16 protein-coding genes are annotated in these 13,590 nt (G+C 31.0%); all 16 read right to left on the reverse strand.

Annotated features, from left to right (window positions below; all coding sequences use genetic code 11):
- Positions 1-72: 72 nt before the first annotated feature.
- Positions 73-336 carry a 30S ribosomal protein S15 gene (gene rpsO / locus IAI10_RS07095; RefSeq protein WP_315672595.1) on the reverse strand — a complete coding sequence of 88 codons (264 nt, stop codon included), beginning with the start codon at positions 334-336 and terminating at the stop codon, positions 73-75.
- A gap of 119 nt (positions 337-455) precedes the next feature.
- Entirely contained in the window at positions 456-1,385 is a 930-nt protein-coding gene (locus IAI10_RS07100; protein ID WP_315672596.1) for a bifunctional riboflavin kinase/FAD synthetase, read from the reverse strand.
- 10 nt (positions 1,386-1,395) lie between these two features.
- On the reverse strand, positions 1,396-2,262 hold the full coding sequence (truB, locus tag IAI10_RS07105) for a tRNA pseudouridine(55) synthase TruB (protein WP_315672597.1): 867 nt from the start codon (positions 2,260-2,262) through the stop codon (positions 1,396-1,398).
- A 2-nt stretch (positions 2,263-2,264) separates the two neighbouring features.
- Complete coding sequence (locus IAI10_RS07110; protein WP_315672598.1) at positions 2,265-3,209, reverse strand: bifunctional oligoribonuclease/PAP phosphatase NrnA; 945 nt, start codon at positions 3,207-3,209, stop codon at positions 2,265-2,267.
- A 1-nt stretch (position 3,210) separates the two neighbouring features.
- Complete coding sequence (gene rbfA, locus IAI10_RS07115; RefSeq protein ID WP_315672599.1) at positions 3,211-3,558, reverse strand: 30S ribosome-binding factor RbfA; 348 nt, start codon at positions 3,556-3,558, stop codon at positions 3,211-3,213.
- A gap of 15 nt (positions 3,559-3,573) precedes the next feature.
- Positions 3,574-5,664 carry a translation initiation factor IF-2 gene (gene infB / locus IAI10_RS07120; RefSeq protein ID WP_315672600.1) on the reverse strand — a complete coding sequence of 697 codons (2,091 nt, stop codon included), beginning with the start codon at positions 5,662-5,664 and terminating at the stop codon, positions 3,574-3,576.
- Positions 5,652-5,987: a ribosomal L7Ae/L30e/S12e/Gadd45 family protein gene (locus tag IAI10_RS07125; RefSeq protein ID WP_315672601.1), complete on the reverse strand. Its 336-nt coding sequence runs from the start codon at positions 5,985-5,987 to the stop codon at positions 5,652-5,654. Before IAI10_RS07125 ends, infB begins: the two co-directional genes overlap by 13 nt.
- The gene (gene rnpM, locus IAI10_RS07130) at positions 5,977-6,246 is read right to left on the reverse strand and encodes an RNase P modulator RnpM (protein WP_315672602.1); all 270 of its coding nucleotides are present in this window, start codon (positions 6,244-6,246) and stop codon (positions 5,977-5,979) included. The genes IAI10_RS07125 and rnpM overlap by 11 nt, the downstream gene beginning before the upstream one ends.
- Before the next feature lie 30 nt (positions 6,247-6,276).
- Complete coding sequence (gene nusA / locus IAI10_RS07135; protein ID WP_315672603.1) at positions 6,277-7,326, reverse strand: transcription termination factor NusA; 1,050 nt, start codon at positions 7,324-7,326, stop codon at positions 6,277-6,279.
- A complete protein-coding gene (gene rimP, locus IAI10_RS07140; RefSeq protein ID WP_315672685.1) occupies positions 7,319-7,786 on the reverse strand; it encodes a ribosome maturation factor RimP in 468 nt (155 codons plus the stop codon). The genes nusA and rimP overlap by 8 nt, the downstream gene beginning before the upstream one ends.
- 244 nt (positions 7,787-8,030) lie before the next feature.
- Positions 8,031-9,080 (reverse strand): flavodoxin-dependent (E)-4-hydroxy-3-methylbut-2-enyl-diphosphate synthase, encoded by a 1,050-nt coding sequence (gene ispG, locus IAI10_RS07145; RefSeq protein WP_315672604.1) that lies wholly within the window; start codon positions 9,078-9,080, stop codon positions 8,031-8,033.
- 11 nt (positions 9,081-9,091) lie between these two features.
- Positions 9,092-10,087: an RIP metalloprotease RseP gene (gene rseP / locus IAI10_RS07150; protein WP_315672605.1), complete on the reverse strand. Its 996-nt coding sequence runs from the start codon at positions 10,085-10,087 to the stop codon at positions 9,092-9,094.
- On the reverse strand, positions 10,078-11,250 hold the full coding sequence (locus IAI10_RS07155; RefSeq protein ID WP_315672606.1) for a 1-deoxy-D-xylulose-5-phosphate reductoisomerase: 1,173 nt from the start codon (positions 11,248-11,250) through the stop codon (positions 10,078-10,080). The genes rseP and IAI10_RS07155 overlap by 10 nt, the downstream gene beginning before the upstream one ends.
- Before the next feature lie 130 nt (positions 11,251-11,380).
- The gene (locus IAI10_RS07160) at positions 11,381-12,190 is read right to left on the reverse strand and encodes a phosphatidate cytidylyltransferase (protein ID WP_315672607.1); all 810 of its coding nucleotides are present in this window, start codon (positions 12,188-12,190) and stop codon (positions 11,381-11,383) included.
- Between the two features lie 16 nt (positions 12,191-12,206).
- Positions 12,207-12,965, reverse strand: a complete 759-nt coding sequence (locus IAI10_RS07165) for an isoprenyl transferase (protein ID WP_315672608.1) — start codon at positions 12,963-12,965, stop codon at positions 12,207-12,209.
- 60 nt (positions 12,966-13,025) lie between these two features.
- On the reverse strand, positions 13,026-13,583 hold the full coding sequence (gene frr, locus IAI10_RS07170) for a ribosome recycling factor (protein ID WP_315672609.1): 558 nt from the start codon (positions 13,581-13,583) through the stop codon (positions 13,026-13,028).
- Positions 13,584-13,590 lie beyond the last annotated feature (7 nt).

Below are 13,590 nucleotides of genomic sequence, written 5' to 3' on the forward strand. Positions count from 1 at the left end.
GCATTTATATTATTTACAAAAATATTCTAATTATTAATTTTTTAAAATAATAGAGCGGTTTAACCGCTCTAGCTATTTTCTTAAACCTAATTTTGCAAGTATATCACGATATCTTTCAATATCCTGTGACATTAAATAATTTAAAAGTCCTCTTCTCTGACCAACCATCATAAAAAGACCTCTTCTTGAGTGATGATCTTTCTTATGAACCTTTAAATGCTCATTTAAGTGATTGATTCTTTCAGTAAGTAAAGCTATCTGTACTTCTGGTGAACCAGTATCTCCTTCATGTCTTGCATAAGTACTTATAATTTCATTTTTTCTTGCCTTATCCATTAATAACACCTCCAAAAATAATCCCCTTACTCCAAGAATATAGTTGGCAATTCTAATTTCTTAGGGCGAGGCTCACAATTTAAATTATATCAAATTAATTACAAAATGTAAAATGTTTTTTATAGATCAACTTTGTTTTTACCTTGTACATACCCGCAGTCTTTATTCATTTGCAATATAAGCTCTTCTATACTGTCAAATTTTACTTCATCTCTAATTCTATTAATGAAAAATAATTCTATATTATCATTGTATATATTCCCATTAAAATCAAGTATAAATGTTTCTATTTTGATTGTGTTATCTGAGGACACCGTAGGATTAAATCCTATATTTGTCATTCCCTTATAAAGTGTATTATTATGTCTAACCATAGTATAATATACTCCAACTTTAGGTATTGCATAACACTTCTCCACTAATATATTAGCAGTTGGATAGCCTATTTTTCTTCCTAGTTTTTTACCATCTATAACTTTTCCACTCAATTTGAAAGGTTCATATAAAAGTTTATTGGCGTCTTCTATCTCACCCTGTTCTAACAAAGATCTTATTCTTGAACTGCTAATCAACCCATTGCTATCATTGTGCGGGGTAATAACTGTTACAGAAAATCCATATTTTATAGAAAGTTCTTTTAACAAATCAACGTTCCCTGTATTTTTATATCCAAATTTATAATTAAATCCAATTATAACACCGCTCATAGAGAAATTATTTAAGAGTTTCAAAACAAATTCTTCTGGACTTAATTTCATGAGCTCAGTATTAAATTCTGCCAAGCAAGTTATATCAATACCAGCTCTATTTAATATATCTAATTTAGTATCGTTACTCATTAATAGCTTAGGTACAAAATCAGGATTAACTACTGTACGTGGATGGTTTCTAAATGTATATACCATACTATAAGCTTCATTAGCCTTAGCAATTTCTATACAACCTTTTATAAGTTTCATATGTCCTAGGTGCAGTCCATCAAAGCTTCCTAATGCTATATAGGTTTTCTTACTTAATTTATCATGAAAATTGCCATCAATAATTAACATATTGCTACTCCTAAATTAATAATGTTTGTAATTTAAATTGATTTTCCCCCATTTTTCCGATACCGACTAAATTATTTTCTTCATCATATACTCTATATAGTCCATCTTGCAAATTGGCAATAAGTGATTTATCCGATACTTTTACACCATTCTTTAAAAGAGTGTAAAATTTTTTATTTACTGTAATTGGAGTGTATATCTTTAATACTTCCTCCATAGATATAATACTATCATAAATGTTATTTTCGTTCAAATCTAATACATTTATAGAATTTTCAATATTAAAAATCCCACTACTCTTTCTTTTTAAATTTCCCATCATAGCACCGCAGCCTAGCATATTTCCTATATCAAAACATAGACTTCTTATATATGTTCCTTTAGAGCATACTACATCAAACTTTACTGTTTTATTTTTTATGTTAATTATATTTATATCATATATAGTAACTTTTCTTGCTTGCCTTTCTACCTCTATACCCTTTCTAGCTAATTCATAAAGCCTTTTCCCATTGACTTTGAGGGCGCTATACATGGGAGGAACCTGCATAATTTCACCTTTAAAAGAATTTATTAAGCCTATTATCTCATTTTCACAAACTTCTACATCTTTAGTTTCTATTATTTTTCCTTCTTTATCATATGTATCTGTAACAGTACCAAGTATCAATTCTACTTCATACTTTTTATTTCCATTCATTATCAAATCAATTAATTTTGTAGCCTTACCTAAGCAGATAGGTAGGACACCACTGGCTGCAGGATCTAAAGTCCCAGTGTGCCCTACCTTCTTTTCTTTAGAAGTTTTTTTAATTTTTGCTACGGCATCAAAAGATGTTATACCTTCAGGTTTATAACAATTAATTATACCATTCATTTTCAAATTCCCTCATATATTTTTTTCATCAATTCATCTTTTAGTTTTGATAGTTCTCCTTCATATGTAAAGCCTGCAGCTTTTATATGACCACCACCGCCATAAAGTTCTGCAATTTTCCTCACATCGAAATAAGTTTTTGATCGTAAACTTACCTTGATTCTATCAGTTTTACACTTAAAGAACACTACTACCTCAACACCTTCGATTTGAGTACCCACTGATATAAGTTCAGACACATCCTCAGGATAATAATCTATACTTTTTTGCATTTCCTCATCTACTTGCATAAAACATACTTTTCCTAAAAAATGCAAAGTCATATCTTCAATCACTTTTGCAGATAGTTTTACCATCTGATATTTCTTATTTTCATACATGGATCTATGAATTGCTGAAAAATCAATACCTGTACTTATAAGTTCTCCTACTACATCGTGAGTAAGCTTTGTGGTATTCGAAAATCTGAATGAACCTGTATCAGTCATAATAGAAGTATACATGCAAATAGCCATTTCTTGATTAATATCTAAATTCAATTCTTTCATGAGCAAAAATACTATTTCACCCATGGAAGAATTTTTATCATTTACATAATTTATATCACCATATTTATCATTAGATATATGATGATCTATATTAACCAAAACATAATTTCTATCATTAATTAAATTGCAATTTACTCTTTCAACATTACCACAATCCAATATTATTAAGCAATCTGTATCAGAGGGAATATCTCCATTTTGTATAGAGTTGCTTCTAGGTAAAAATTTAAAATCCTCTGGTATTGCCTCATTGCATCTTATAGATACGTTTTTCCCAAGTTTTTCAATTCCCTGCATTAAAGCTAGGGAGCTTCCCAAACTATCTCCATCAGGTGATACATGAAAACTTATAGCAATATTATTACTATTTGTTATTATGTCAACTATTTGTTCAAACATTTCATTCACCCTTTATTTTATGCAATATTTCTTCTATGTGCATACCATTTTCTATAGAATTATCTTTTTCTATAATTAATTGAGGAATGTATCTAATATTTATTCTATTTCCCAATTCTTTTCTCATAAAGCCAGCAGAATTTTTTAGTGCAGCAAAAGTACCATCTATTTCTTCAGCATTTCCAAATATACTTACATATACTTTTGCATATCTTAAATCTTTAGTTACATTTACGTCAGTAATACTAACCATAGCTGTGATTCTTGGATCTTTAACATTATTTCTTATTATATCGCTTAATTCTTTTTTTATTTCTTCATTTATTCTACTATTTCTATAGTTTGCCATATTAATCACCCCTTTTTATAGATGATCTCTTTTTATTTCTTCCATTGTAAAAGCTTCAACAATATCTCCTTCTTTAATATCATTGAATCTTTCTAAGCTCAATCCACACTCATATCCTGCATTAACTTCTTTTACATCATCTTTAAATCTTTTTAAAGATGCTAATTTTGATTCCAACAATACTATACCATCTCTTATAAGTCTAACATCACTATTTCTTGTTACTTTACCATCCAAAACATAACAACCTGCTATTGTTCCTACATTTGATATTTTGTATATTTGTCTTATTTCTACTTTTCCAAGTATAACTTCTTTATATTCAGGATCCAACATACCTATCATTGCTGACTTTACGTCTTCAATAGCATTATAAATGATTCTATATGTTTTAATCTCAACTTTTTCTTTTTCGCTAGCTATTACAGCATTACCATCAGGTCTTACATTAAAACCTATAATTATGGCATTTGAAGCAGATGCTAGAGTAACGTCCGTTTCAGTTATTGCTCCTACTCCACTATGAAGTACTCTAACTTTTACATCATCGGTAGAAAGCTTCTCAAGAGACTGTCTAATAGCTTCAGAAGAACCTTGAACATCGGCTTTTACTACGATATCGAGTTCTTTTATTTTTCCTTCTTTTATTTGATTATACAAATCTTCAAGAGAAACCCTATGAGATTGCATTGCATTTTTTTGTTTCTCTTTTCTTGCTTCAGCCATATTTCTCGCAGTTTTTTCATCTTTTACTACATTAAATCTATCTCCAGCTTCAGGCACTTCAGACAATCCCAATACTTCTACTGGTATAGAAGGTCCTGCTGATTTTATCTTTTTTCCCTTATCATCAAACATAGCTCTAATTCTGCCGTAAGTTGATCCTACAATAATAGAATCTCCAGCGTTTAATGTACCATTTTGAACTAAAAGAGTTGCAACAGCTCCTCTGCCTTTATCAAGTTTAGCTTCAACTACAGTACCTTTCCCTTTTCGTTTCGAATTAGATTTTAGTTCTAATATTTCAGCCTGAAGTAAAACCATCTCTAAAAGATCATCTATACCTTGTTTATTACGTGCAGATACTGGTACAACTATAGTATCTCCACCCCAATCTTCTGAAACAAGCCCGTATTCTGTAAGTTCTTGTTTAACTCTATCAGGATTTGCATCTGGTTTATCCATTTTATTAACAGCAACTATCATAGGAACGTTAGCTGCTTTACAATGACTTATAGCCTCTACAGTCTGAGGCATTATACCATCATCTGCGGCTACTACCAAGATTACTACATCTGTTATTTGAGCACCTCTTGCTCTCATTGCAGTAAACGCTTCATGTCCTGGAGTATCTAAAAATGTTATTTTCTCTCCTTTAATATTTACAGTGTACGCACCTATATGTTGAGTTATGCCACCTGCTTCAGAGCTTGTAACATTTGATTTTCTTATAGCATCCAAAAGAGATGTCTTACCATGATCTACATGACCCATAACTGTAACAATAGGTGGTCTTTTTTCATTATTATAATCGTCTTCTGTGTCTATCTCTTCTTCGAATTCAGTATTTTCATCAGATGCAAGAATTAATTCAAGATCATATTTAGCTGCAACTTTTGATGCTGTTTCAAAATCAATTTCTTGATTTATACCTGCCATAACTCCGCAGAATATTAACTGCTTTATTACGTCTGTAGTAGGTTTCTTTAACTTCTCAGCAAAATCTTTCACTGTTATTGTTGCAGGTATTTCTACTTGCTCCAAATTTTCTCCAGCTTCATTTGTATGGCCGTTATTCTCTTTATTTTCCTGCTTTTTATTCTTATTTTTTTTAGTTTTTACAAAAGAATTTTTATCTAAATATTCTTCCTCATATATTTCTACTATATTACTTGTAGTTTCTTCTTTAGTTTTTGGCTTCTCTTCTTTATCCTCATCTGAATTGTTGTCTATAAGTAATTCTTTAATGAGTTCAGCATCTTCATCCTCTATAACACTCATATGGTTTTTAACTTCAACATTAAATTCATCATGTAATAATGAAATTAAGTCCTTACTAGAAACATTAAGTTCTTTTGCTAATTCATAAACTCTTATTTTGGACATATATTCACCCCCGATATTTTTTGTTTGTCCTGTAAATCCACTAAATTACAAGCCATATTTTTGTCCATTACACATATGATACTTATTCTTTCACAGCCTACACTTTCTCCAAGTTCTATACTGCTGTAACCTAAAATAACTTTAATATTATTTTTTGAGGCTAATAAATTAAATTTTTGAAAAGTATTAATAGAAACATCTTCAGCTAATATACAAAGAAAAACTTTTGAAGCTTTTATTTTTTCAAAACATTTGTTATAACCTAGCACCAAGTTTCCTGAGCGCTTAGCAATTCCTAAAAAGTTAAGGAACTTATCCTTCATCTGCTATTTCTCCCTTTAGCTTTTCATACAAATCTTCCGATATTTTTATTTCCAGGTTTCTTTCTAATCGTTTAGTTTTAACAGCCTTTTCAAAGCATTCAATGCTTCTGCATATGTACGCACCTCTGCCAGGTTTCTTTCCTGTAAGATCAATAGAAACTTCATTTTCTTTGCTCTTCACTACTCTAATCAATTCTTTTTTAGGTTTCATTTCATTGCAACCTGTGCACATTCTCAAAGGCACTTTCTTAACTTTCATACGCACACCTCCAAACTACTCGATTCTGTTTTAAGCTTCGCTTTGAGATTTACTCTTTATATCTATTTTCCAACCTGTAAGTTTAGCTGCAAGCCTCACATTCTGTCCTTCTTTCCCTATAGCCAAAGAAAGCTGATTATCTTCAACGACTACTTTAGCGCTCTTATTATCTTCATCTATAGAAACATCTATAGCTTTTGCAGGGCTTAAAGCATTAGCTATGTATTCTTCTGGTAACTTACTCCACTTTATGATATCGATCTTTTCATTTTTAAGTTCTTCTACTATATTTTGAACTCTTGTTCCTTTTGGGCCAACACAAGCTCCCATAGCATCAACATTTTCATCACTTGAATATACCGCTATTTTAGTTCTGGATCCAGCTTCTCTAGCTATGCTTTTAATCTCTACAACGCCTTCATAAATTTCAGGCACTTCCAATTCAAATAGTCTTTTTACAAGACCAGGATGAGTTCTAGAGACAACAATTTGAGCTCCTTTTGTAGTGTTTTTTACCTCTACAATATATAATTTTAATCTTTCGTTAAAGTTATAATTTTCACCTTTCATCTGTTCAGTTGGTCCAAGGATAGCCTCAATTTTACCTAAATCTATAAAAACATTTCCTTTGTCTTTTCTGATTACAGTTCCAGTTATTATATCAAATTCTTTTTCTATAAATTCATTATAAATTATATTTCTTTCAGCTTCCTTTATCCTTTGAACAACCACTTGTTTTGCTGATTGTGCAGCTACTCTTCCAAAAGTTCTTGGAGTAACTTCTATTTCAACAATATCCTCCAACTCGTATCTTGGACTTATTTTTTTTGCATCTTCTATTAATATCTCATTACCTAAATCAGTAACTTCCTCTACAGCTTTTTTCTGAGAATAAACATGAATTTCTCCAGATTCTCTATTCATGCTGACTCTAACATTTTGTGAAGAATTGCCAGTATTGGCATAATTCTTTTTATATGCTGCTACTAATGCATCCTCTATTGTGGTAAATAACAAATCCTCACTTATCCCTTTTTCTTTAACTATTTCTCTTAATGCACCAATAAATTCTTCATTCATTTTGATTCCCCTCCTTAAAACTCCCCTCTAAATTTATACTTTTAATTTTGTCTCTATTTATTTCTATAAGTGATTTATCTTGTTTAATAACAATGATATCTTCATTAAAATTTGTCAATTCTCCACGAATTTGCTTGTTTCCATTAATAGAGGATTTAAGTTTTGCACACACCTCATATCCTACATACTTTTTTAGATGTAAATCGTTAAAAAGAGTTCTATATATTCCAGGCGAAGAAACCTCAAGATAATATGCATCAGTTATAGGATCTTCTATATCAAGCATATCACTAATTGGTCTGCTCACTTTTTCACAATCTTCAAGGGTAATTCCTTTTTCATCATCTATATATACCCTAAGATAGTATTCCCCATCTTCCTTTACATAATCAATAAAGTATAATTCGTACCCTAATTCGTCTACAATAGGTTTTATTAACTCATTAAGCTTTTCAAGCAAAATTTCTCTTTTCAATCAAATTACCTCCAATGAAAAACGCAACTAATGTTGCGTTAAGATGTAAATAGAAAGAGCGGGTATTTTACAATCCCACTCTAATTCCTCAAAGTATACCAATTCAACAAATACATTGTAACATAGTAGCTAAAATATTACAAGTAAAATATAAATAAAGTTAACTTAACCATATAGTACCCAATAAATAATATAATTATAAATAATATTTTAAATATAAAACTATCTATTATATCTTTTCAATTTCCTCCAGAAGAGCTGTCAGAAGTTCCTCTTCCTTAACCTTTTTAATTATTTCTCCCTTTTTAAATATCAGTCCTTCACCTTTTCCACCAGCTATACCTATATCTGCTTCTTTCGCTTCTCCAGGTCCATTTACTACGCATCCCATAACTGCAACTTTTATATTTTTATCAGTATTTGCTAATTTATCTTCAACTTCATGTGCGAGCTTTATCAAATTTATTTGAGTTCTTCCACAAGTAGGGCAGGATATAAAAGTAACCCCACTTTTAATATAACCAAGAGCTTTCAAAATTTCTCTTGCGGTTTTAACTTCTTCTATAGGATCATCGGTTAAAGATACTCTTATAGTATCTCCTATTCCCTCTGCTAGGAGGGTTCCTATACCTATGCTAGATTTAATAGTACCTCTCCATGCTGTACCCGCTTCTGTAACACCTAAATGCAGTGGATAATTGCACTTTTCTGATATTAGCCTATAGCTTTCTATCATTTGCATAACATCTGAAGATTTTATAGAAACAACAATGTTTTCAAAATTAATGTTTTCTAATATTTCAATATGCTTAAAGGCGCTCTCAACTAAAGCTTCAGCACATACCTTTCCATACTTAGTCAAAAGATCTTTTTCCAATGAACCGCTATTTACGCCTATTCTTATTGGTACGCCATAGCTTTTGGCATATTCCGCCACTGCTTTAACCCTATCTATACTTCCTATATTTCCTGGGTTTATTCTTAAGGCAGATACGCCATTTTTTATAGCTCCTATGGCTAATCTATAATCAAAATGTATATCTGCTACAATAGGCACATCAACTTTAGATACTATATTTCCTAAAGCATCACAAGCTTCAGTATCAAGTACTGCACATCTTACAATGTCACAACCTGAATCTTTTAATCTATTTATTTGTTCTATGGTACTTATGTAATTTCTAGTATCTGTATTAGTCATAGATTGTACTGTAATAGGAGCATCTCCACCCACATACAAATTTCCGACCTTAATTTTCTTAGTATTCCTTCTCTGCATATACTCAACTCCTAAAAATTTATAGGATAAAAAATATCCTTAAAAATCACTACCACCATAAGCAGCATGAGAATGGCGAAGCCAACATTGTTAATGATAGCAACTTTTTCTTCGGGTATCTTTTTTCTTGTTATTATTTCAAATAAAAGCATGAAAATCCATCCACCATCCAGTGCAGGAAAAGGTATTATATTAAATATTGCTAACTGTATACTTATAAAAGCGCATATAAGCATAAGGTTGTATATTCCAGATTGAGCAGCTTCACTTGAAACTTTAACTATGGTAACAGGCCCACCTACATCGCTAGCTTTTATATTTTTAAATGCGCTTAAGGTTTCTCTTATAATATATTTTGATTCCTGAAATCCATAAACTATAGCTTCTGAAACTGTTGGATTTTTTACTTGCGTTCCTTCTATACCAATTATATACCTATTCATATCTTTATCAAATGTAGGAGTAACAGTTATTGGTATTTCCTTATCTTGTCTTTTCACTACTAATTTTATTGGGCTTCCATTATTGTTGGATACGGCCAAACTAAAATCTTCCCACAAAACTATCTTCTTACTGTTTGCTTGAACAATAACGTCACCTTTTTGAATATTAGCTGCCTGAGCTGGAGAAGAAGACATTACATTGCTTATAATAGGTTTAATAAATCCCTTTCCATAAGCAATTATCATTACAAATACAACAGCCAGTATTATATTCATAAGAGGTCCTGCAGCTACTATGCTTAACCTTCTCAACGGCGATTTATTTGACATAGCTCTTGGATCATCAGTCTGTTCATCATCGCCAAGCATTTTTACATATCCGCCTATTGGAAAAGCTTTTATCAAGTATTCTGTTTCTTTGCCTTTTATACCTACAATTTTAGGGCCCATGCCTAAAGAAAACTCTTCTACTTTTACGCCATTTATCTTCGCTAATAAAAAATGTCCAAATTCATGGCATAAAATTAATACACTCAAGCTCAATATAGCTAAAATTATATACATACATTACCTCCAAATATCTTTTTATTTATATATTCTTCAATAAGTACCTTAACTTCCATTATTCCTTCTACTGTAACATTATTAAAATAACTAAATTTATTCATGCAGTCCTCCACAATATAATAAATATCTCCAAAGGATATTTTATTATTAAGGTACAAACCAACTGCAGCTTCATTTGCAATATTTAATACTGCTGGCATAATTCCTCCTTTTCTTCCTGCTTCGTAAGCTATTTTTAAACAAGGGAAATTATCCATATCAGGCTTTTCAAAGGTTAAATTTCCTACCTCCGCTAGATTAAGTCTATCAACTACTCTAGGCAATCTTTCAGGATAATTTAATGCATATTGTATTGGCAGTCTCATATCAGTTACTCCCAATTGAGCAATGACACTGCCATCTATATACTCTACCATTGAATGAATTATGCTTTGCGGATGAATTATAACTTCTATATTATCATAGTCTTGATTAAAAAGCCAATGTGCTTCTATTACTTCAAGTCCCTTATTCATTAAGGTTGCGGAATCTATACTTATTTTTTCTCCCATATTCCATTTAGGATGCTTTAAAGCCTCTTCCTTAGGAATCTTACATACATCTTGAAACTTTCTTCCCCTAAAGGGTCCACCAGATGCCGTTAATATTATTTTATTTACTGACTTAATATCATTTCCTAAAAGGCTCTGAAATATAGCCCCATGTTCTGAATCTACAGGAATAATTTTAACATTATGCTCCGCAGCCTCTCTTGTTACTATTTCTCCAGCGGTTACTAATGTTTCCTTATTAGCTAGCGCTATATTTTTACCGCTTTTTATGGCTTCTAAAGTAGGAATTATACCTATCATCCCCATTACTGCAGTAACAACTATGTCTGCCTCGATAAGAGCAGTTATTTTTATCATTCCCTCCATTCCATACAAAATTGCAGTTTTTTTATCGTATAATGTACAATAACTTTTCACTTTATTATAAGCTGCTTCGTCTGTTAAAACCGCAAATCTTGGGTTGAATTCATCAATTATAGATATTATCTTATCCCAGCTTTTATTCGCACTCACTGCAACTAATTCATATATATCTCTATTCTTTCTTATTATATCCAATGTCTGTGTACCAATGGAACCTGTAGCTCCAAGTAAAATTATTTTCTTCATTTTTCCACCTCTTGTATGTAAACTAAACATATTATATATTTATAATATCCTTATATCAAAATTTAGGCAACAAAAAAGAGTATATGTCAAATTTAAAAATAGATGTATGACATAATACTCTTAAAATATTTTATAAATGAACTATGTAAGTTAGATAATAATAAATTACTACAGAAGTAAACAATATGCTGTCAAATCTATCTAATATTCCTCCGTGGCCTGGTATTAGATTACTGTAGTCCTTAACTCCAGCATAACGTTTTATAGAAGATGCCACCAAGTCTCCAAATTGTCCCAATATTCCACACAATAAGCCCATTATCAAATAATGCAGGGCAGGAATTGTATATATGTATGTATTTACTATATTTCCGAAAATATATGTTATAATAGCACTTCCGAGAACTCCGCCTAAGGATCCTACGACTGTCTTATTAGGGCTTACCTTCGGACATAGTTTTTTACCATTTAAAATCTTCTTCAAATGTCTGCCTGAATAATATGCTGCTGTATCGCAGGACCATGCTGTTACAAATACTAACCATACCAGTAAATTTCCATGTAATTTCATATTTATTAGAGGTATAAAACTAAAAAATATGGATACATATATAAAACCTAAAACTGTTAAACTCACATCAGTAATATTGTATTTTATATTAATTATCGGTATACATAGCATTAAAAAAGTAAACAGTACTAATATAGAGCTTAAATGAGCTACATTTCCATTTATAATAAGAAGAATATAATATAGAGCAGTAACTAAGTATCCACAATATTCTAATGGTTTATAACCTTTACTTTTGGTAACCTTATAAAATTCATAAATACCTATCATTGACAAAGCAGCAATAAAAATCTGAAGAAAATACCCACCAAGAAGCACAAAAATGAAAAATGGTGCTATAATAGCAGCACCTAAATATCTACTATTCATAAAAAATCCTCATTTCCTACTTTTTTACGCCACCAAAACGCCTATCCCTGTTTTGATAATCATATATAACCTTATGTAAATCTTCTTTTTTGAAATCAGGCCAATATATGTCCGAAAACCATAATTCAGAATATGCAGATTGCCACAGCAGAAAATTGCTAAGTCTCATCTCTCCGCTAGATCTTACTATGATATCCGGATCAGGCATATTAGCTGTATAAAGGTATTTTCCTATGATTTTTTCATCTATATCATTTTCCGTAATTTTATTAAGTCTAGCCTCTTTAACAATACTTTTCACAACATGAATTAGTTCATCTCTGCCACCATAATTTAGAGCCAAATTCATAATCACTCCAGTATTATTCTTGGTCCTTTCGTGAGCTTTTATAAGTTCAGCTTGACATTCCATTGGAAGCCTAGATATATCGCCTATAAAATTCACAACTACATTATTTTGGTGAAGTTCTTTTACTTCATTTTTTAGATATTCCACCAAAAGCTTCATTAATGTATTAACTTCATCGGCAGGTCTGACCCAATTTTCAGTTGAAAAGGCATATAAAGTAAGATACTTTATACCAATATTATTACATTCTTTAACTATATCTCTTATAGCTTCAACTCCAGCTTTATGTCCAAAACTCCTTGGCAAATTTCTAGCCTTAGCCCATCTTCCATTACCATCCATAATAATAGCTATATGTTTTGGCAATTTACCCTTAATTTCTATATTACTTTCATTATTACTCTTTTTCCTAAATAATTTCCACATACTCTTCACATCCTTATGGCAGGCTAATATAGATATAAAACCTGCTTTTGCAGGTTCTTATTATACTGACATTATTTCTTTTTCTTTGGCATCTATAGATTTATCAATTTCTTTTATATAGGAATCTGTTTTCTTTTGAATGTCATCTTCTGATTTTTTTAACTCGTCTTCAGATATGATTGAATCTTTCTTCAAAGCTTTTAATTTATCATTAGCGTCTCTTCTTATAGATCTCACAGCTACTTTTGTTTCTTCACCTGTCTTTTTCACTTGTTTTACTAAATTTTTTCTAGTTTCTTCTGTCAATTCTGGTATCACAAGTCTAATAACAGTACCATCATTTGTAGGATTTAAGCCTAAATCTGACTTTAAAATAGCTTTTTCAATGTCCTTAAGCGAATTCTTTTCCCAAGGCTGAATTAATATTATTCTTGGTTCTGGTGCTGAAACATTTGCTACTTGATTTATTGGCATCATACTACCATAATATTCGACTTCCACTCTATCTAATATAGTAGGGTTTGCTCTTCCAGCTTTCATAGTTGAAAGATCTGATTTAAGAACAGCAATAGACTTTTTCATTTTTTCTTCAGACTTAGCAATTATATCCTTTACCATGATTTTC

The sequence above is a fragment of the Clostridium sp. 19966 genome (assembly GCF_032335695.1).
Taxonomy (GTDB): domain Bacteria; phylum Bacillota; class Clostridia; order Clostridiales; family Clostridiaceae; genus JACTOJ01.

Coding starts and splice junctions, on each gene's coding strand:
- rbfA (WP_315672599.1), bottom strand. CDS start 3,558: ATGGCAAACTATAGAAATAGTAGAATAAATGAAGAAATAAAAAAAGAA.
- IAI10_RS07165 (WP_315672608.1), bottom strand. CDS start 12,965: ATGTGGAAATTATTTAGGAAAAAGAGTAATAATGAAAGTAATATAGAA.
- rseP (WP_315672605.1), bottom strand. CDS start 10,087: ATGTATATAATTTTAGCTATATTGAGCTTGAGTGTATTAATTTTATGC.
- rnpM (WP_315672602.1), bottom strand. CDS start 6,246: ATGAAAGTTAAGAAAGTGCCTTTGAGAATGTGCACAGGTTGCAATGAA.
- truB (WP_315672597.1), bottom strand. CDS start 2,262: ATGAATGGTATAATTAATTGTTATAAACCTGAAGGTATAACATCTTTT.
- IAI10_RS07100 (WP_315672596.1), bottom strand. CDS start 1,385: ATGTTAATTATTGATGGCAATTTTCATGATAAATTAAGTAAGAAAACC.
- IAI10_RS07155 (WP_315672606.1), bottom strand. CDS start 11,250: ATGAAGAAAATAATTTTACTTGGAGCTACAGGTTCCATTGGTACACAG.
- infB (WP_315672600.1), bottom strand. CDS start 5,664: ATGTCCAAAATAAGAGTTTATGAATTAGCAAAAGAACTTAATGTTTCT.
- IAI10_RS07125 (WP_315672601.1), bottom strand. CDS start 5,987: ATGAAGGATAAGTTCCTTAACTTTTTAGGAATTGCTAAGCGCTCAGGA.
- frr (WP_315672609.1), bottom strand. CDS start 13,583: ATGGTAAAGGATATAATTGCTAAGTCTGAAGAAAAAATGAAAAAGTCT.
- rpsO (WP_315672595.1), bottom strand. CDS start 336: ATGGATAAGGCAAGAAAAAATGAAATTATAAGTACTTATGCAAGACAT.
- IAI10_RS07160 (WP_315672607.1), bottom strand. CDS start 12,190: ATGAATAGTAGATATTTAGGTGCTGCTATTATAGCACCATTTTTCATT.
- ispG (WP_315672604.1), bottom strand. CDS start 9,080: ATGCAGAGAAGGAATACTAAGAAAATTAAGGTCGGAAATTTGTATGTG.
- IAI10_RS07110 (WP_315672598.1), bottom strand. CDS start 3,209: ATGTTTGAACAAATAGTTGACATAATAACAAATAGTAATAATATTGCT.
- nusA (WP_315672603.1), bottom strand. CDS start 7,326: ATGAATGAAGAATTTATTGGTGCATTAAGAGAAATAGTTAAAGAAAAA.